Annotated in this window: 14 protein-coding genes, 1 tRNA gene and 1 pseudogene; 9 read left to right on the forward strand and 7 right to left on the reverse strand. The window is 73.6% G+C overall.

Annotated features, from left to right (window positions below; genetic code table 11):
- Both ACYVO2_RS25890 and ACYVO2_RS25895 read right to left on the reverse strand, forming a co-directional pair.
- A partial coding sequence (locus ACYVO2_RS25890; protein ID WP_461010400.1) for an aldehyde dehydrogenase family protein occupies positions 1 to 369 on the reverse strand: 369 nt, incomplete at its 3' end.
- 27 nt (positions 370 to 396) lie between these two features.
- Complete coding sequence (locus ACYVO2_RS25895; protein ID WP_461010401.1) at positions 397 to 1,326, reverse strand: proline dehydrogenase family protein; 930 nt, start codon at positions 1,324 to 1,326, stop codon at positions 397 to 399.
- Between the two features lie 148 nt (positions 1,327 to 1,474).
- On the opposite strand from ACYVO2_RS25895, the gene ACYVO2_RS25900 reads away from it, so the two are divergent.
- On the forward strand, positions 1,475 to 2,674 hold the full coding sequence (locus tag ACYVO2_RS25900) for a PucR family transcriptional regulator (RefSeq protein ID WP_461010402.1): 1,200 nt from the start codon (positions 1,475 to 1,477) through the stop codon (positions 2,672 to 2,674).
- A gap of 165 nt (positions 2,675 to 2,839) precedes the next feature.
- On the opposite strand, the gene ACYVO2_RS25905 is transcribed toward ACYVO2_RS25900, so the two are convergent.
- On the reverse strand, positions 2,840 to 3,691 hold the full coding sequence (locus tag ACYVO2_RS25905) for an SAM-dependent methyltransferase (RefSeq protein ID WP_461010403.1): 852 nt from the start codon (positions 3,689 to 3,691) through the stop codon (positions 2,840 to 2,842).
- 425 nt (positions 3,692 to 4,116) lie between these two features.
- On the opposite strand from ACYVO2_RS25905, the pseudogene ACYVO2_RS25910 reads away from it, so the two are divergent.
- Positions 4,117 to 4,444: pseudogene (locus ACYVO2_RS25910) on the forward strand (LLM class flavin-dependent oxidoreductase); the annotation flags it as partial.
- Positions 4,445 to 4,650: 206 nt separating this feature from the next.
- Here ACYVO2_RS25910 and ACYVO2_RS25915 read toward each other — a convergent pair.
- The 4 genes from ACYVO2_RS25915 to ACYVO2_RS25930 form a co-directional block, all read right to left on the reverse strand.
- The gene (locus ACYVO2_RS25915; RefSeq protein ID WP_461010404.1) at positions 4,651 to 5,283 is read right to left on the reverse strand and encodes a fascin domain-containing protein; all 633 of its coding nucleotides are present in this window, start codon (positions 5,281 to 5,283) and stop codon (positions 4,651 to 4,653) included.
- A 540-nt stretch (positions 5,284 to 5,823) separates the two neighbouring features.
- Positions 5,824 to 7,347 carry an MFS transporter gene (locus ACYVO2_RS25920; protein WP_461010405.1) on the reverse strand — a complete coding sequence of 508 codons (1,524 nt, stop codon included), beginning with the start codon at positions 7,345 to 7,347 and terminating at the stop codon, positions 5,824 to 5,826.
- A gap of 73 nt (positions 7,348 to 7,420) precedes the next feature.
- Positions 7,421 to 7,966, reverse strand: coding sequence for a TetR/AcrR family transcriptional regulator (locus ACYVO2_RS25925; RefSeq protein WP_461010406.1), 546 nt, complete (start codon positions 7,964 to 7,966; stop codon positions 7,421 to 7,423).
- A gap of 499 nt (positions 7,967 to 8,465) precedes the next feature.
- Positions 8,466 to 8,541: transfer RNA gene (locus tag ACYVO2_RS25930), tRNA-Arg, on the reverse strand.
- A 489-nt stretch (positions 8,542 to 9,030) separates the two neighbouring features.
- On the opposite strand from ACYVO2_RS25930, the gene ACYVO2_RS25935 reads away from it, so the two are divergent.
- The 7 genes from ACYVO2_RS25935 to ACYVO2_RS25965 all read left to right on the forward strand — a co-directional run bounded on the left by ACYVO2_RS25935 (position 9,031) and on the right by ACYVO2_RS25965 (position 17,959).
- Positions 9,031 to 10,512 (forward strand): dynamin family protein, encoded by a 1,482-nt coding sequence (locus ACYVO2_RS25935; protein WP_461010407.1) that lies wholly within the window; start codon positions 9,031 to 9,033, stop codon positions 10,510 to 10,512.
- Between the two features lie 2 nt (positions 10,513 to 10,514).
- A complete protein-coding gene (locus ACYVO2_RS25940) occupies positions 10,515 to 12,128 on the forward strand; it encodes a GTPase (RefSeq protein WP_461010408.1) in 1,614 nt (537 codons plus the stop codon).
- Between the two features lie 195 nt (positions 12,129 to 12,323).
- Positions 12,324 to 12,827, forward strand: coding sequence for a single-stranded DNA-binding protein (gene ssb, locus ACYVO2_RS25945; RefSeq protein ID WP_461010409.1), 504 nt, complete (start codon positions 12,324 to 12,326; stop codon positions 12,825 to 12,827).
- A 310-nt stretch (positions 12,828 to 13,137) separates the two neighbouring features.
- Positions 13,138 to 14,538 (forward strand): LAETG motif-containing sortase-dependent surface protein, encoded by a 1,401-nt coding sequence (locus ACYVO2_RS25950; RefSeq protein ID WP_461010410.1) that lies wholly within the window; start codon positions 13,138 to 13,140, stop codon positions 14,536 to 14,538.
- Positions 14,539 to 15,162: 624 nt separating this feature from the next.
- A complete protein-coding gene (gene ettA / locus ACYVO2_RS25955; protein WP_461010411.1) occupies positions 15,163 to 16,827 on the forward strand; it encodes an energy-dependent translational throttle protein EttA in 1,665 nt (554 codons plus the stop codon).
- Positions 16,827 to 17,279 (forward strand): acyl-CoA thioesterase, encoded by a 453-nt coding sequence (locus tag ACYVO2_RS25960; protein ID WP_461010412.1) that lies wholly within the window; start codon positions 16,827 to 16,829, stop codon positions 17,277 to 17,279. Before ettA ends, ACYVO2_RS25960 begins: the two co-directional genes overlap by 1 nt.
- Complete coding sequence (locus ACYVO2_RS25965; RefSeq protein WP_461010413.1) at positions 17,276 to 17,959, forward strand: hypothetical protein; 684 nt, start codon at positions 17,276 to 17,278, stop codon at positions 17,957 to 17,959. Before ACYVO2_RS25960 ends, ACYVO2_RS25965 begins: the two co-directional genes overlap by 4 nt.
- The last annotated feature ends 7 nt before the right edge of the window (positions 17,960 to 17,966 follow it).

Consider the following 17,966-nt stretch of genomic DNA (forward strand, 5'->3'; position numbering starts at 1 on the left):
CGCCATCGTCTCCCGCCACGGCCCGGCCAGCAGGTCCGCGGCCTTGAGCAGCACCGCCGCCCGGTCCTCGAACGACAGTGCCCGCCACCTCGGCCCCGCGGCCAGCGCGGCCTGCACCGCGTCGGTGACGTCCGCGTCGGTGGCGTTGCCGTAGGTGCCCAGCACGGAGCGGTGCCGGTGGGGCTGCACGACCGGCACTCGTTCACCGCCGCCCATGCGCTTCACCCCGCCGATGGTCATCGGCAACTCACGCGGCGAGGCGGCCAGCTCCTTCAGCCTGGCCTCCAACCGCGCCCGCTCCGCGGACCCGGGGGCGTAGGAGCGCACCGGCTCGTTCACCGGCACCGGCACCACCGACACAGCATCCATCGTCAACGACTCCTTGGGGACGAGGGCTCAGGCGCCCGGAACGAACGAACGGAGGAAGAAGGCCAGGTTGGCCGGGCGCTCGGCGAGGCGGCGCATGAAGTAGCCGTACCAGTCCGAGCCGTAGGGCACATACACGCGCACGGTCTCGCCGAGGTCGGCGAGGCGCTGCTGCTCGGCGGTGCGGATCCCGTACAGCATCTGGAACTCGTAGTCGCCCTTGGCCCGGCCGTGCCGGAGGGCGAGCTCCTGGGTGAGCCGGATCAGCCGGGGGTCGTGCGAGCCGATCATCGGATAGCCGCCACCGGCCATGAGGATCGCCAGGCAGCGCGCGTAGGCGCGGTCCACCTGCCGCTTGTCCTGGTGCGCCACGCTCGCGGGCTCGCGGTACGCGCCCTTGACCAGCCGCACCCGGGAGCCGGGCACCGCCAGGCGGCGGGCGTCGTCCTCGGTGCGGAACAGGTACGACTGGAGCACCGCGCCGGTGCCCGGGTGGGCGCGGCGCAGCTCTTCCAGGATGGCCAGGGTGGAGTCCACGGTGGTGTGGTCCTCCATGTCCAGGGTGACGGTGGTGCCCGCCGCGTCGGCGGCCTGGCAGACCTGGCGCACGTTGTCCAGCGCGACGTCGTGCCCGCCGTGCGGCAGCGCCTGCCCGAATGCCGACAGCTTCACGGACACCTCGGCGCGCGGCCCGTACCCCTGCGGGTCCAGCGTCTCCAGCAGCCGCAGATAGGCGTCGCGGGTGGCCAGGGCGCCGGCCTTGTCGGTGACGTCCTCACCCAGGTGGTCCAGGGTGACCGTGAGCCCGGAGGAGACCAGCCTGCGGACGGCGTGCAGCGCGTCCCCCAGGTCCTCCCCGGCCACGAAGCGGTCCACGACGGGGCGGGTGAAGGGAGCCGTCCCCACGACGCGGCGCAGGCGGTCGCTGCGCGCGGCGGTGAGCAGCAGGGAGCCGAGCAACGGTACCTCCGGTGGAGCGGACGAGCGGTGCGGGCGGGGCCGTGGGCCCCCGCGCGACCGCTGAGGGTTGTGTCCAAAAACGTAGGCAATGCGGGGCCGGTCGCTCCATGGACAGAAGTCACGTTCTGGGCGCGGCACAATTGGACAGATGTATGAAGGCGGGAGGACGGGAGTGCGCGGCGACTACCAGGACCTGGTGGAGGAGGCGGCCGGGCTGCTCGGCGCCCCGGCGACGCTGGAGGACCGCGACTTCACCCTGCTCGCCTTCTGCGCCCACGAGGGTGAGGCGGACCCGGTGCGGGCGCGGTCGATTCTCAGCCGCCGCTCGACGGCGGACGTGCGCGCCTGGTTCGAGCAGTTCGGGATCAGCACCGCCGAAGGGCCGGTGCGGATCCCGCCGCGCCCGGAGAGCGGGGTGCTCGGGCGGCTGTGCCTGCCGGCCAGGCACGAAGGCGTCACCTACGGCTACCTGTGGCTGATCGACCAGGACCCGGAGGGCGGCGGCTGGGACGCGGCGGCGCTGCGCCGGGGCATGGCGGTGGCGGAGCGCGCGGGCGCGCTGATGGCGGGGGAGGCGCACGCGGGCTTCCTGCTCGGCGCGGAGCTGGGCCGGCTGCTCGCGGGCACGGCGGCGGAGCGGCGGGCCGCCGCGTTCACGCTCGGCTCGGAGCTGGGGCTGCCCGAGGGCGCGCCCTACGCGGTGGCGTCGGTGCGGACGCCGGGCACGGGCGGACCGCCGGGCGTGGTGCGGGCGCTGCCCGGGCGCGCGGTGGTGTGGGCCGCGCCGGACGGTGAGGGGGCGGCGTACCACGAGTCGGTGCTGCTGATGCCGGTGCGCGGGGCGAGCGGCGCGGGCCCGGTCGCGGAGGCGGCGGGGCGGCTGATGGAGCTGCTCGCCCGGCGCGCCCCGGACGGCCCGGCCGCGTCCGGGGTGAGCGCCGTGCACCACGAGCTGCCGGACGCCCGCAGGGCCCTGCGGCAGGCCCGCGCCGCCGCTGCCGCCGCGAGCGCCGACCCCGGTCTGGGCCCGGTGGCGCGCTGGGACGCCATCGGGCCGTACCGGGTCCTGGCGGAGCTGCCGCCCGGCGCGGCCGAGGACCCGGTGCTGGCGCCGCTGCTCACCCCGTCCCACGAGATCCTGGTGCGCACGGTCGAGGTCTACCTGGACCGCGCGGGCCACGCCCAGCAGGCCGCGCAGGAGCTGAGCATCCACCGGCAGACCCTGTACTACCGCCTGTCCCGCGTCGAGCAGCTCACCGGCCTGGACCTGGACCGGGGCGAGGACCGGCTGCTGCTGCACATGGCGGTGAAGGCCAGACGGCTGGGCGGGGCCCGTCCGTGGCCGTGACGCCCGGCCGCCGCAGCCCCGGCCCCACAGGTGCCCTGCCCCGCCGCCGGGCCGGCCCCGCCGTCCGCCCGGCCCCGCCCGGCCCGCCCCCGCCCGTCCGGAGAAAGATGAACCCCCTGTCCGGCCGGGGGTAACCGGACAGGGGGCGTTTGGGGTGCCGGAACGCTACGGCTTGCGGGCGATCCCCGCGTACATCGCGATGTCCTCGTCGTTGACGCCCTCCAGCGTCCCGGGCTCGGGGCGCCACTTGTGCATCTGCACCACGCCGGGCTCCTCCAGCTCCAGCCCGTCGAAGAAGCGTTCCGACTGGGGCTTGGTCCGCCACCGGAGCGGCTCCCCGCGCGAGGCGTACTCCTGGCCGACGCGGGCCAGCACCTCGGGGTTGAAGTCGTCCGTGGCGATCGTCATGGCCACGTAGCTGCCCGACGGCATGGCGTCCACGACCCGGCGCACCACGCGGTAGGCGTCGTCGTCATCGAGGATGAAGTGCACCATCGCGATCAGCGTCAGGCCCACCGGCCGGCTGAGGTCCAGCGTCTCGCGCAGCTCGGGCGCGCTCAGGATCTTCTCCGGCTCGCGCATGTCGGCGTCGATGTACGCCGTTTTGCCCTCCGGCCCGCTGGCCATCAGCGTGCGGGCGTGGACCAGCACGATGGGGTCGTTGTCCACGTACACCACCCGGGATTCCGGGGCCACCTCCTGCACGACCTCGTGCAGGTTGGGCGAGGTGGGAATGCCGGTGCCGATGTCGAGAAACTGCCGGATGCCCTTCTCGGCCGCGAGATACCGGGCGGCGCGGTGCATGAAGTCACGATTGGCCCGCATGTGCACCCGCAGTGCGGGCCACACCGCCAGCGAGGCGTCACCGGCTTCCCGGTCGATGGCGTAGTGGTCCTTGCCGCCGAGAATGTAGTCGTAGATGCGTGCCCCGTGAGCGCGGTCGGTCCGCAGGTCAGTGGGGGCCTCACAGTCGGCGCCGCCCTGCCCGGGCTGTGTCGCGTCCTTCTGTTCGCTCACGGTACGACCTCTCGCAGTCTGTGTCCCGGCCGTTTGCTGTGACGCATCCTAAGGCCGGTCAAGAGTGCCAACTACCGCGAGGGTCAAGGGCGTTGTGTGAGCGTTCCCACAGGTCGCCCCGGCAACCGGGTGGATGTTCCGGCCGTTGTGGAACGGCGCAATTCACCCGGCGCGGGACCGGAAAATCCGGCGGTCGGCGAAGCGTATTCCCGCTCGACTCACCACTGGTGCCCGGGCGTTTCCTCCCGGTGATTCCCCGGGGGTGTTTCACGGACCTTTCGGGCGCGCCGGGGACGGCGGCACCCGTACCCGGCGCGCACGGCGGGGCTCGCCGAGGACGACGCGTCGTCACCCCTCCGCACGCGGCGCCCCCGGACAGCCGGCGCCCCCGCCGTGAGACCCTCGTCACACGGGGATCGGCTCGCAGGACAGGCGGTTCTCATCCCCCGGTGACGCTGCGCGAGCCGACACTGATCGCGCGGGCCCTGGCCACCCTGGACGAGCTGACGGACGGGCGGGCCGAGGCGGTGCTGTCCAGCGGGAACTTCGGCCTGCTCGCGCAGTACGGCATCGACTGGTCCCGCACCCGTCCGCCGGCCCGGGGTGAAGGAGGCGCCGCATGTGGTGCGGACGCTCCTGGACGAGGGGAGCATCACCTTTCACGGCGAGTTCCACACCTACGAGCGCCTGTTCGCCTTCGCCCGCCCCGTGCGGCGGCGGGTACCGCTGAAGTTGGGCGCGATACGCGGGCCGGGACTGGCGGGCGCCCCCGACGTGAACACCCGGCTCCGGCTGATCCACGACGAGGTCATGCCCGCGTTCGCCCGACGACCGGCCCCGGGCCTGCGCGGCCCGGAGCGCCCGGGGTCTCGCTGCGAGTCCCCGGGCGCTCACCGGCGGGTGCGGCCCGCGGCGCCGTCGCGGCGGACGTCACCGGTGCCGCCCGCCGGCGGAGGGCGTCAGGAGGTGACGAGGTCGTAGATCATGAACTCCTCCCACGAGCCCCCGATGTCGGTGGAGCGGGCGCGCAGGGTGTACTGGAGGTTGCCGGTGTAGTTGTTCTCCATCGCGACGAACAGGCCGTTCAGCTCGGACTGGAGCGCGTACCGGTCGGTCTCCTCGTTGTACCAGAGGATGAACCGCTCCCAGCCGCCCACCGAGTCCGACCGGGCGCGCAGCGCGTTCTGCGTGGCACCGGTGAAGTTCTTCTCCACCGCGACGTACTTGTTGTTCGCCTGGGACTTCAGCGCCCAGGTGTCGAGGGCCTCGTCGTACGACAGGATGTACGACTCCCAGCTCCCGGCCACATCGGTGGCCCGGGCCCGCTGGAGGCCCGTGTTGGGCGCCGCGTAGGTCACCTCGGTGGTCACGAACTTGCTGTTCTTGGCCGACTGGAAGGCGACCGGGTACTCCTCGACCTGCGCCGTCAGGCTCCGCTGGCCGGTCATCCGGCCCAGGTCGGCGCCCTCGACCCGCTCCCAGCCGCCGCCGGGCGCCGCCGCGTCGGCGGGCTCGGCCGCGCCCGCGGTCGTCGCCAGCGCGGTGGCGAGCAGGCCGCTGGTGGCCAGGAAAAGAGCTGCTGTGCGTTTCATTGCGTGACCCAACTCCCTGATGAACGTCTTTCGGGCTCGAACCGCGTCACACGCAGGCCGGTGGGAGGCGCAGGGCCACCCCAAGGCTCGAACGGAAGTTGTGGAATCACGCGCGGTGCTCCGCGAGAACCGGCGCGTCGGCCGGCCGTGCTGGTTCCCCCCGCCGCGCTCCCCCCGGAGCGCGGTGTTTCCCCGAGTCCCCCGATGTCCCCCGACTCCCCGGCTCGTACGCCGCGGGAGTAAAACCATGTCACACCGCTCGCCCTCGGCACCACCCTCAATCCGGCGTTGTCCGAATGCGCTTTCGACGTACACACGCCGTCGCGCGCCCTGTCACCCGGAGTGCTCTCTTCCGCCCCCTGTCGTTGGGTGAGGGTTCCCGAAAATACGGAGACCGGAGTACAACCCCGCACCGCCGTGCCGCCCCCCACCGCACACCCGCGGGCCCGGCCGCCCGCCCCCGCGTCCCGGGCCCCGGCCGGTTGCGTCCGTGTTCGGCCAATCCGGGCTCGGACCACGCGCGGGGGCGGGCGGCCGTGCTCACACGGTGTGCCCGGCGGGGTCCGGGGGCCGTCGCCTCAGGTGGCGGCAGGCGAACAGGCCGCCCGCGGCGAGCGCCGCCGCGGTGATGGACAGGGTGAGGGTGTAGCCGTTGTCGAAGGCGGACGTGGCGGCGTCCAGCAGGGCGCGGGCGCCCGGCGCGGGCAGCCCGTCCGCCGCGGCACGGGCCTCGTCGAGGCTCTCGGCGGCCGGGGCGGGGGCGCCCTCGGGCAGGGTGACGGTGCCGGTGTAGACCGCCGTCAGCACGCTGCCGAGGACGGCGACGCCGCTGAGGCTGCCGAGCTCGTAGGAGACCTCCTCCACGGAGGACGCCATGCCCGCGCGGTGCGGCGGTGCGCTGCCGACGATGGCGGCGGAGGCCGCGACCATGACGGCGCCCAGGCCGGCGCCCACCAGGAGCAGCCCCGGCACGGCCCAGGCCGCGCTGCGCCCCGGGCCCAGCAGGGGAGCCGCACCCGGGGTCAGCAGCAGGGTGACCAGCACGCCCAGCGCGCCCACGAGCAGACCGCCGCCGATCAGCGGGCGCGTCCCGGCGCGGTGCAGCACTCCGCCCGCGAGCACACCGGCCGGCAGCGCCCCCACGGCGAACGCGGCCACCAGCAGGCCCGCCCGCAGCGGGGTGAGGCCGACGACGAGCTGGAGGCGCTGCGTGAGGACCAACTGGACGCCCGCGGCGGCGAACATCGCCAGCGCGGCTGCGATGACGCCGGTGAGGATGCGCCGGTCCCGGAGCAGGGCGAAGTCGAGCAACGGGAACGGCTGCCGGCGCTGGCGGCGCACGAAGAGCCGGAACCCGGCCGCGGAGACCAGGAGGGCGAGGACCACCGCCCAGGGCGCGGGCTCCGGCTTGGTCACCTCCTTGATCGCGTAGACCAGGCCGACCAGTCCGACCATGACCTGCAACGACGCCACCAGGTCCCAGGGCCGGTCCCGGTGGCCCGCCCGGCCCGGCGCCAGGACGGCCGCCGCGGCCAGGGAGAGCAGCACGATGGGCACGTTGACCAGGAACACCGAGCCCCACCAGAAGTGCTCCAGCAGCAGCCCGCCCACGATCGGGCCGAGCGCGGTGCCGACGACCGACACCGAACCCCAGATCCCGATGGCGACACCGCGCTCACGCTCGTCGTCGAAGGTGATCCGGATCAGCGACAGCGTGGCGGGCATCATCGCGGCGGCGCCCACCGCGAGGAAGGCCCGCGCGCCGATGAGGACCTGCGGGGACGGGGCGAACGCCGCCGCCGTCGACGCCGCGCCGAACAGCACCAGGCCCGTCAGGAACATCCGCTTGTGCCCCACCCGGTCGCCCAGCGTGCCCGCGCCCAGCAGCAGCCCCGCCATCACCAGCGGGTACGCGTTGATGATCCACAGCTTCTCCGAGGCATCGGCCCCCAGCTCGCCGGTCAGGGTCGGCAGGGCGGTGTAGAGCACCGTCATGTCCACCGATATCAGCAGCAGCCCCGCCGAGACGGTCGCCAGGACCAGCCAGCGCCGTGCCCTGCTCATGCCGCGCCCGCGGCGTTCCGCACGCGCCGCCGCGCCCTCGGCGGCCGGCCGGTCACGGGGGAGGGGACGGCGGTCACGGCGCGGTCGCCTCCTCGGCGAGCGCGGCGATCCGCCGGCACACCGCCTCCTTGACCTCGGGCGTGAGCCGCACCCGGCTGGTGGCCTCGAACAGCCACAGCCCGTCCGCGGCCAGCCGGGCCAGGAACAGGTCCAGCCATCGCGGGTCGGGCGAGGACGGCTCCGGCAGCCACCGCTCCATCAGCGCGTCCCACGCCCGGGCCAGCTCCGGCCGCGCGGCCGCCTCCACCAGGAACGCGAGCTCCGCCTTGCTGGCCCCGCCCTGCGCCCCCACCCGCGCGTAGGCGGCCGCCCGCTCCTGCGGCGTCGCCTCGGTGAGCGGCTTGCCCAGCTCCGCGAGCAGCCGCTCCTCCCAGCCCGACGTGAGATGCCGCTGGATTTCCAGCAGCAGCTCCTCCCGGGTGCGGAAGTGGTAGAGCAGTCCGCCCTTGGTGACCCCGGCCTCTTCGGCCACCGCCTCCAGCGTCAGATGGGTGATGCCCTCCCGCTCGGTCACGCGGATGGCGGCTTCCAGGATTTTGGTCTTCGAGCTTGGTCGCATGAGCGTAACTGTACCATCCGGATGGTACAGTTACGCTGGTGGGCGGGGATCTCGGACAAGAAGACCGGCTCTGGTGGAGATGGGGGGCGAACGGTGGGCGGGGCGCCCTGGGGGCAACGGTTCACTGCGCGTGGCGGACATCGCGGAGTGCGGGCTCGCCGACCCCACCCGGTTGCCCGGTGCGTCGGCGGGCGGCCGGGAGCGTGTGGGTCGTCAGCGGCCACCGGTGAAACCGCGACCATCGGATGGTCGGGCGAGCGGACGATGCGTCCGAAGGCGGGCGGTCATGTGATCACACGCCCGAGTCCGGCCCGCCACCCCGCCCCGAACGCGTCGCCCACCGCCAAGCGTTGGCCATGACCTTCCGTCAGAAGCACTTGGCCGATGAGAAGTGATCGGCGCGGTCGCGGGACGGGCGCGCCGGACGGCCGTCGTGGAGGATCGTGAGCGGTCGCGGTGAGGAGGGCGCCGCCGGGTGTCGGCTGCCGCTGAAGGAGGATGGTGCCCCCGGCAGGACTCGAACCTGCGGCCAAGTGCTTAGAAGGCACCTGCTCTATCCGCTGAGCTACGGGGGCTGGACGGCGACCGCGCGCCGTGCCCGCTCCCGGCGGTGGTGACGGTGCCGACCGTGCGGGCCGTGGGATGGCGGGCTCGGCGGTTCCGTGACCTTGCCGGGGACAAGGATAAGGCTCGGCGGTCCTCGTACAGGTTGCTTCACCTCCACAACACGTTGTGGAGGTTCCGTGAAGCGATCCGATAATCGCAGGCGTTCGTGCCTCCTGCACAGCTTTTTGCCCATGAAGTGACGGGCGTTGTGGACTCGTTATCGCCGAGGTGGCCGAGAGTGAGCGCGGAGTGGCTGCCTGGTTGCCGCCGCGTGTCGCTGCTCGTCGCGAGGGTGCGGAGGGGGTGCGGAAAGTGTGTTCGCCGGGTCTGCCGCGCCGGTGGTCGCGCCCCCCTTCGCGGGCGGTTGCTCCCCGCGAGTGGGCCCTAACGGGTGCCGGATCGCTGGCGTCGTCCATGTGGAGCTTTCATAATGCCCCAAAATTGGGCATTCTTCCCATGTGTCGATCTTGGAAGTAGAGCCAGAACTGCTCGAGGCGCTGTCCGCACTGCGCGATCGGGTCGCCGCCGCACGCTTCCCGCTCGCCGTGCCCGGCGCGCCCCGGGCACGGCGGGCACGGCAGGAGCTGCTCGCGCAGCTCGACGACTACCTGCTGCCGAGAATGCGCAGCCCGCACGCTCCCCTGCTCGCCGTCGTGGGCGGGTCCACCGGCGCGGGCAAGTCCACCCTCGTCAACTCGCTGGTGGGCAGCGAGGTCTCCCCGGCCGGGTTCCTGCGGCCCACCACCCGGGTGCCGGTCCTGGTCTGCCACCCGGACGACCGCGAGTGGTTCGCCGACCGGCGTGTCCTGCCGGGGCTCGCCCGGGACGAGGAGCTGCGGCTCGTCGGCGCCGACGCGCTGCCGCCGGGGATCGCCCTGCTCGACGCCCCCGACATCGACTCGCTGGACGGGCAGGGCCGCGAGCTGGCCGCCGAGCTGGTGTGCGCCGCCGATGTCTGGGTCTTCGTCACCAGCGGCTCCCGCTACGCCGACGCCGTGCCGTGGAACCTCCTGCGCACCGCCAGGGAGTACGACGTCACGCTCGCCACCGTGCTGGACCGGGTCCCGCACCGGGTCGCCCGTGAGCTGTCCGACCACTACGCCGCCCTGCTCGCCGAGGCCGGGCTCGGCGACGTGCCCAGGTTCACCGTCCCCGAGCTGCCCGAGTCCGTCGGCCACGGCGGGCTGCTCCCGCACACCGCGGTCGCCGGCCTGCGCGCGTGGCTGCGGGAGCAGGCCGAGGACCCGGCCGCGCGCCTCGCCGCGGCCCGGCGCACCGCCCAGGGCGTGCTGCGCTCACTGCGCGCCCGGGTGCCCGAGCTGGCCGCCGCGTCCGCCGCCCAGCACGCCGCGGTGCTGCGCCTGTCCAGGGCAGGTGACGCGGCGTACGCCCGGGCGGCGGAGGTGATCGGCGAGGAGGTCCGCGCGGGCGCCGTCGTCCGGGGCGAGGTGCTCGCCCGATGGCGGGAGCACACCGCTACCGGCGAGGACGACGGAGTCTGGGAGGCCATCGGCGACGGCCTGGCGGCGCTGCTGCGCTCGGCGCTCGACGGCGCGGCGGAGCGCACCGCCCTCGCCTGGGCCGCCGACCCGGCGGGGACCGGCCTCACCTGGCCGGAGCACGAGACGGTGCGCACCCACCGGCGGGTGGCCGAGACGGTCGAGCGGTGGCAGAAGCAGGTGTTCGCCCTGGCCGGCGGCTCCCGGGCGGCGCTGCGCCTGGCCGCCGCCGTGGTCGGGGCGCCTGGCGCGGAGGGCGGCCGAGGCCTGGCGGAGGCCGGGCGGGAGCTGGACGCGCTCGTCGGCGACCTGGTGCGCGGGGAGTGCGAGCGGCGGCTGGCCCGGCTCGACGAGATGGACGTCACCCCGCACCAGCAGGTGGCGCTGATCGCGGCGCTTTCGGTGGTGCGGCGGGAGACCGCGGAACGGAGGGAGAGGTGACCATGACGGCCACGGCGCTGCGGACCAGGCTGGACGCCTTCGAGGACCTGCTGCGGCTCTCGGAGGAACGGGTGGAGCGCGAGGCGCTCGATCCGGCGCGCGAGTTGCTCAGACGCGCGGGGGAGCGGATGCGGCTCTCGGCGCGCCACACGGTGGTGGCGCTCGCGGGGACGACGGGCAGCGGCAAGTCGTCGCTGTTCAACGCCGTGTGCGGGCTCGACCTGGCGGTGGTAGGGGCCCGGCGGCCCACCACGAGCACCCCGGTCGCCTGCGTGTGGGACCCCGAGGGCGCCCAGGAGCTGCTGGACCGGCTCGGGGTACCGGAGCGGATGCGGTTCACCCGCCGCCGCTCGCTGGACACCGCGCGGCTCGGCGGAGAGGAGGAGCCGCGCGGCCTGGTGCTGCTCGACCTGCCCGACCTGGACTCCGCCGACCACCGCCACCGCGCCCAGGTGGACCGCATGGTGGGCCTGGTGGACGTGCTGGTGTGGGTGGTCGACCCGGAGAAGTACGCCGACGCCAGCGTCCACGAGCGGTACCTGCGGCCGCTGGCCGGGCACGCGGAGGTGATGGTCGTCGTGCTCAATCAGATCGACCGCCTGCCCGAGGACGCGGTGCCGCAGTGCACCCACGACCTGCGGCGCCTGCTGGACGAGGACGGCCTCGCCGTGGAGGAGCACGGCGAGGCCGGCGCCCAGGTGTTCGCGACCTCCGCGCTGACCGGCGAGGGCGTGGGCGAGCTGCGGGCGGCGCTCGAGCGGATGGTGCGCGAGCGCGGGGCCGCGGACCGGCGGATCAGCGCCGACCTGGACCGGGCGGCGCGGGAGCTGCGCCCGGTGTACGTGGGCGGGCTGCTGCCGGGCCTCGACGAGGAGGCGCGGGAGCGGTTCTGCGAGCGGCTGGCCGAGGCGGTGGGGGCGCGCGCGGCGGCCGAGGCCAAGGAGCGGGCCTTCGTGCGCCTGGCCGCGACCGCGTTCGCGCCCCCCTACGCGCGGTTCCTCGCCCGGACCCCGGTGCGCTTCCTCGGGCGCTCCCTGGTGTGCTCCACCGTGGCGGCGGCCGGCGACGGGGGCGAGCAGCCGTCGGACGAGCCGGTGCCGGCCCACCGCGCGGTGGTGGACGAGGCCGTGCGCGAGGTGGTGCGGGACGCGGCGGCGGGGCTGCCCGAGCCGTGGGCCCGGGGCGTGCGGGAGGTGGCGGAGCGGGGCGGCCGGGAGCTGGCCGGCGCGCTGGACGAGGCCGTGGCGGGGGCGCGCTCGGACGCGCCGGAGCGGCCGCGGTGGTGGCGGGGCGCCGAGGCGGTGCAGTGGCTGCTGCTGTGCCTCGCGGCGCTGGGCCTGATGGGGCTGCTGGGGCGGGCGGCTCGGGTGCTCGCCTGGCCGTGGTGGATGCCGGGCGCGCTGCTGGTGGGCGCCATGGTGACGGGGGTGGTGCTGGGCTGGCTGGGCCGGTGCCTGGCGGGCGGCCCGGCGCGGCGGCGGGGGCGCGAGGTGGAGTCCCGGCTGCGCGAGGCGGCCGAGGAACGGGGCGCCGCACTGGTGCTGGACCCGCTCGACGGCGAGTTGCGGCGCTACCGGCGGGTCAGGGAGCGGTACGGGGAGGCGGCGGGAGCGTGAGGCTCCTCCCTCACCCCCGCGAGCGACCGGGTTGTCCACAACCACCGAGAAATCCACAGATTTCCGCCCTCCCGTCGGCAAAGCCCTGAATACGGGAATGCTGGAGGTGTCCGGGAATGCGGCGCGGCACACAACGCGGCACCCGGCATGACACACGGCATGACACGCGGCATGACACATGGGGAGGGGCCGGAAATGAACGAGACGACGGTGACGCTGATCGGAAACGCGGCGTCGGAGGTGAAGTACCGGCAAACGCCCTCGGGAATCCCGGTGGCCAGCTTCCGCCTGGCCTCCACGACGCGACGCTGGGACCGCGGGCGCAACGCCTGGGTGGACGGGCACACGTCCTTCTACACGGTGTGGGCCTGGCGCACCCTCGCCGGGAACGTGGCCACCTCGGTGGGCCGGGGCGACCCGCTGGTGGTGCAGGGCCGGCTGCGGGTGCGCGAGTGGGAGAAGGAGGGGCAGTGGCACACGGCGGTGGACATCGACGCGGGCGCGGTCGGCCACGACCTCTCGCGCGGAACCTCCGCCTTCCGGCGGGGAGTTCGCGGCCGGCCGGGTGAGGAGGACGGGCTGGCGGGGCCGCCCTCCGGGCCCGGGGCGGTGCCGGAGGCGGTGCCCGAGGGGGCCGGGGAGCCGGAGGGGGAGCCGCTGCTGCCGGGGATGCCGGCGGAGCCCGCCCCGGTGGGGTGATCGCACCGATTGATCATCCTCTGGGGCCTTGGCGGTAATTCTCGGCAATTGCCGTGCCGTGCGGTTTTCGGCTCGTCAGGATGATTTATCGATATTCTCGCGTTCACACCTGCGACGGATAACGATTCCGAATCGAATTGGTGGTCGAGGCTTCCTCCTGTCGGAGGGTCGGCGGCGGTTCCCTAGGATTCCTCGCGTTGTACGGGGGGTCCACGATGCGTGCGCGAGGCGTGACGACCTGCGCCGCCTCGCACAGAGGGGTAAACGTATGTTCCGTGTACAAGGGCGGAGAAGTGCGCGCCTTTCCGCCGTGCTCGCGGCAACCAGCCTCGCCGCGGTCAGTGCCATAGCCGTCGCCGGCCCGGCGCAGGCGGAGGACGGCCCCGCCGGAACCGCTGCGGGCGCCCGTGCCAAGCTCGGGAACCTGCTGGAGCAGGAGTCGGGGACCGTCAAGATCGGCGAGAAGAGCATCTCCGCGGGTCTGTTCAGCCTCTCCGTCGAGGGCGGCGGCGAGCTGAAGACCTACTGCGTGGACATCTTCCACCAGACGCGGAACGGCTCCGTCTACCAGGAGACGGACTGGGCCAAGTCCACCCTCCACAGCAACGAGGACGCCGGGAAGATCGTCTGGATCCTGGAGAACTCGTACCCGAAGGTCAACGACCTGGCCAAGCTCGGTGAGGCCGCGGGCCTCGGCGCCAAGGACCTGGACGCGGCCGAGGCCGCGACGGGCACCCAGGCCGCCATCTGGTGGTTCTCCGACAAGGTCAACGCCGTCCCGAAGGAGGCCGACGCCAAGAAGCTCACCGACTACCTGAAGGACAAGGCGCAGCAGCTCCAGGAGCCCGCGCCCTCCATCACCCTCGACCCGGCAGCCGTCTCCGGCAAGGCGGGCGAGAAGCTCGGCCCGGTCAAGGTCAACACCACGGCGCAGGCCGAGGTCTCCCTCGACGCGGCCGCGCAGTCCGCCGACGTCAAGGTCGTGAACAAGGACGGCCAGGCCGTCACCACCGTGGCCGGCGGCGACGAGCTGTACTTCGACGTCCCCGCGGGCGCCGAGCCGGGCGTGGCGTCGCTCACCGTCAAGGCCCAGACCGTGGTGCCGGTCGGCCGCGTGTTCGTCAGCGAGGGCAGCCAGACCCAGATCCTCGCGGGTTCCAGCCAGGCCACCGTCCAGGCGACGGCCACCGCCACCTGGGCGGCCCCGGACTCCAAGGGCCCGATCCCGGCGATCACCACCGCCAACAACTGCGCCGAGGGCGGCGTGGACATCACCGTGAGCAACGAGGGCGACGAGGAGTTCGTCTTCGAGCTCGAGGGCAAGGAGTACACGATCGGCGCCGGCAAGACCGAGACCGTGCTCTTCCCGGTGAAGGAGGACGAGGCGTACAAGGTCTCCATCGCCATGCCTGACGGCACCGAGAAGGTCTTCGAGGGCGTCCTGAACTGCAAGACCGACAGCACCAACGGCGGCAGCGCGGGCGGCAGCGCCACCGGCGGCGGCAACGAGCCCACCCCGGCCTCCGCGGGCGGCTCCTCCGAGGGCTCCTCCTCCACCGACGGCGGCAGCACCACCGGCGGTGACCTGGCCGAGACCGGCAGCAGCAGCTCCACCCCGCTGATCGCGGGCCTGGCCGTGGTGCTCCTGGCCGTCGGCGGCGGCACGGTGTTCTTCCTCCGCAAGCGCAAGGCGGGCACCCCGGCGGCCTGAGGCTGACCGCCGGAAGGCACCCGCCCGGCGCGTGAGCACCGGAGCGGAGCACGACACAGCACGACACAGCACAGCAAGCAGTACACGGGCGGCGGGCCCCGTGGTTCCCCGGAACCACGGGGCCCGCCTCGTGCCGGACCCCGGGCCCCGGACCCCGGGCCCTGGACGCCGGACCCCGGCCCCCAGCCCCGGCCCCCGGCCCCGGACCCGGGACAGCAGTGGCGACGCCGGGGGATACGGGCACGGTCGCGCCCGAGCGGCGGGACGCCGGGCATCGAACCTCACCCAAGAGCGGGGTGAGCCGCGGCCGGCCCCGGGCGCTCCCGTCGAGTCCCCCAGGGCCATGTGCTTGGAAGGCACCTGGTCCATCGATCCGACCTGCGCCCGCGCCCGGGCCGAGCCGCTCCGGTCCCGAGTCCGCGGCTCGCCGCCCGGGGCGCCCTTCCGTCCCCGCCGTCCCTCACCCGGGTGTTCACCCGGGGGTTTCCGGGGCGGCCCCGGGATGTCACCCCTGTCCCGCGCACCCCGTGCGCACCCCGGGGAACGGCATGTGACCGGTGCCCTCGGCGTACGGCAAGATGGAAGGGATCTGACCACCCCCATGACGACGCCGGACGGTTTCCTTTGGCTGAGTACATCTACACCATGCGCAAGGCGCGCAAGGCGCACGGCGACAAGGTGATCCTCGACGACGTATCGCTGAACTTCCTGCCCGGGGCGAAGATCGGCGTGGTCGGGCCGAACGGTGCCGGCAAGTCAACCGTCCTGAAGATCATGGCCGGTCTGGAGCAGCCGTCCAACGGCGACGCCTTCCTCGCCCCGGGCTACTCGGTCGGCATGCTCCTCCAGGAGCCCCCGCTGGACGAGTCCAAGACCGTGCTGGAGAACGTCCAGGACGGCGTGGCCGAGACCAAGGCCAAGCTGGACCGGTTCAACGAGATCGCCGAGCTGATGGCGACGGACTACTCCGACGCCCTCCTCGAGGAGATGGGCAAGCTCCAGGAGGATCTCGACCACGCCAACGCCTGGGACCTGGACGCCCAGCTCGAGCAGGCCATGGACGCCCTGGGCTGCCCGCCCGGCGACTGGCCCGTCACCAACCTCTCCGGTGGTGAGCGCCGCCGCGTCGCGCTGTGCAAGCTCCTGCTGGAGCAGCCCGACCTGCTGCTGCTCGACGAGCCCACCAACCACCTCGACGCCGAGTCCGTGGCGTGGCTGGAGCAGCACCTGGCCAAGTACGCCGGCACGGTCGTCGCGGTCACCCACGACCGGTACTTCCTGGACCACGTCGCCGAGTGGATCCTCGAGCTGGACCGCGGCCGCGCCTACCCCTACGAGGGCAACTACTCCACCTACCTGGAGACCAAGCAGTCCCGGCTGAAGGTCGAGGGCCAGAAGGACGCCAAGCGCGCCAAGCGCCTCAAGGAGGAGCTGGAGTGGGTGCGCTCCAACGCCAAGGCGCGGCAGGCGAAGTCCAAGGCCCGGCTGGCCCGCTACGAGGAGATGGCCGCCGAGGCCGAGAAGATGCGGAAGCTGGACTTCGAGGAGATCCAGATCCCGCCGGGCCCCCGCCTGGGCAACCTGGTGGTGGAGGTCGCCAACCTCTCCAAGGCGTTCGGTGACAAGGTCCTCATCGAAGACCTCTCCTTCACCCTGCCCCGCAACGGCATCGTCGGCATCATCGGCCCCAACGGCGCGGGCAAGACCACGCTGTTCAAGATGATCACCGGTGAGGAGAAGCCGGACTCCGGCACCGTCCGCGTCGGCGACACCGTCAGCGTCTCCTACGTCGACCAGAACCGCTCCGGCATCGAGGCGAAGAAGACGCTGTGGGAGGTCGTCTCCGACGGCTTGGACTACATCAACGTCGGCCAGGTCGAGATGCCCTCGCGCGCCTATGTGAGCGCCTTCGGCTTCAAGGGCCCGGACCAGCAGAAGCCGGCCGGTGTGCTCTCCGGCGGTGAGCGCAACCGCCTCAACCTCGCGCTCACCCTCAAGCAGGGCGGCAACCTGCTGCTGCTCGACGAGCCCACCAACGACCTCGACGTGGAGACCCTCTCCTCGCTGGAGAAGGCCCTGCTGGACTTCCCCGGCTGCGCCGTGGTCATCTCCCACGACCGCTGGTTCCTCGACCGCGTGGCCACGCACATCCTGGCCTACGAGGGCGACTCCAAGTGGTTCTGGTTCGAGGGCAACTTCGAGTCCTACGAGAAGAACAAGGTCGAGCGGCTGGGCCCCGAGGCGGCCCGCCCGCACCGCGCCACCCACAAGAAGCTGACCCGCGGCTGATGGCGCGTCATCGGTACGCGTGCCCGCTGCGCTGGTCCGACATGGACGCGTTCGGGCACGTGAACAACGTCGTCTTCCTGCGCTACCTCGAAGAGGCGCGGATCGACTTCATGTTCCGGCTCGCTCCCGGGCAGGGCAGCACCGCCCTGTCCGGGGGCAGCGTGGTCGCCCGGCACGAGGTGGACTACCTCAGGCCGCTGGTGCACCGCCACGAGCCGGTGACCGTCGAGCTGTGGGTCACCGCGATCACCGCCGCCTCGCTCACGGTCGCCTACGAGATCAAGGACGCCAAGCAGGTGTACGTGCGCGCGAGCACCATCGTGGTGCCCTACGACCTGGAGCGGGGCAGGCCGCGCCGGATCACCGCCGAGGAGCGGTCGTTCCTGGAGAAGTACCTGGAGGACACCGTGCCGGACGGTCCCCGCAGGCGGGCCGGGGCCGCCGTCGCATGACCCGGCTCACTCTCGCCGACACCAGGGAGGCGGCGGACCTCGCCGCCTTCCTGGCCCGGCTACTGCACTACGACAAGGCCGCCGCCGTGCGCCTGCGCGCCCACGGCACCGCGCTCGCCGTCTTCGGCCACCCGCCGTTCGACGTCCTCGCCATCCGGGCCGTCCGGCTCGCCGACGAGGCCGAGCTCGACGTCACCGTCTCGGCGGGACGACTGCTCGACGGCCTGGACGACGACGCGGCCACCGCCGCCGTGCCCGAACCGGTCACCGGCCCGCCGTGGGCCGGGCTGCTGCCGCCGCGCGGTGGCTGGCGGCGGGTGGCGGAGCTGCCGCTGGAAGCCGTCCGGCGGGCCGTCGCCCAGGGCGTCGCGGAGTTCCGCGCCCGCACCGAGAGCCTGCCGGCCGACCGGCGCACCCGCGCCGAGCTCGACCGGGTGGCCGCCGAGATTTGGTCCCGCTCCCTGGACGCCGCCGCCGACCTGCCGCTGCGCGCCGTCCACGCCGCACACTCCCTGGGCTTCCTGCGGCCCGCGCGGGTGCCCGCGCAGCCCCACGAGTCACCTGAGGCGGTGGTGGTCCTGGCGTCGGGCACCTGGCTGCGCCTGCGCACGGCCTACGGCTCGGTGGCGCTGCGCCGCTCCGGCGGGCCGGGGCTGAGCGTCACCCCGGTGTCCTCCTGAGGGGGAC

This window comes from Streptomyces capparidis (assembly GCF_054782095.1).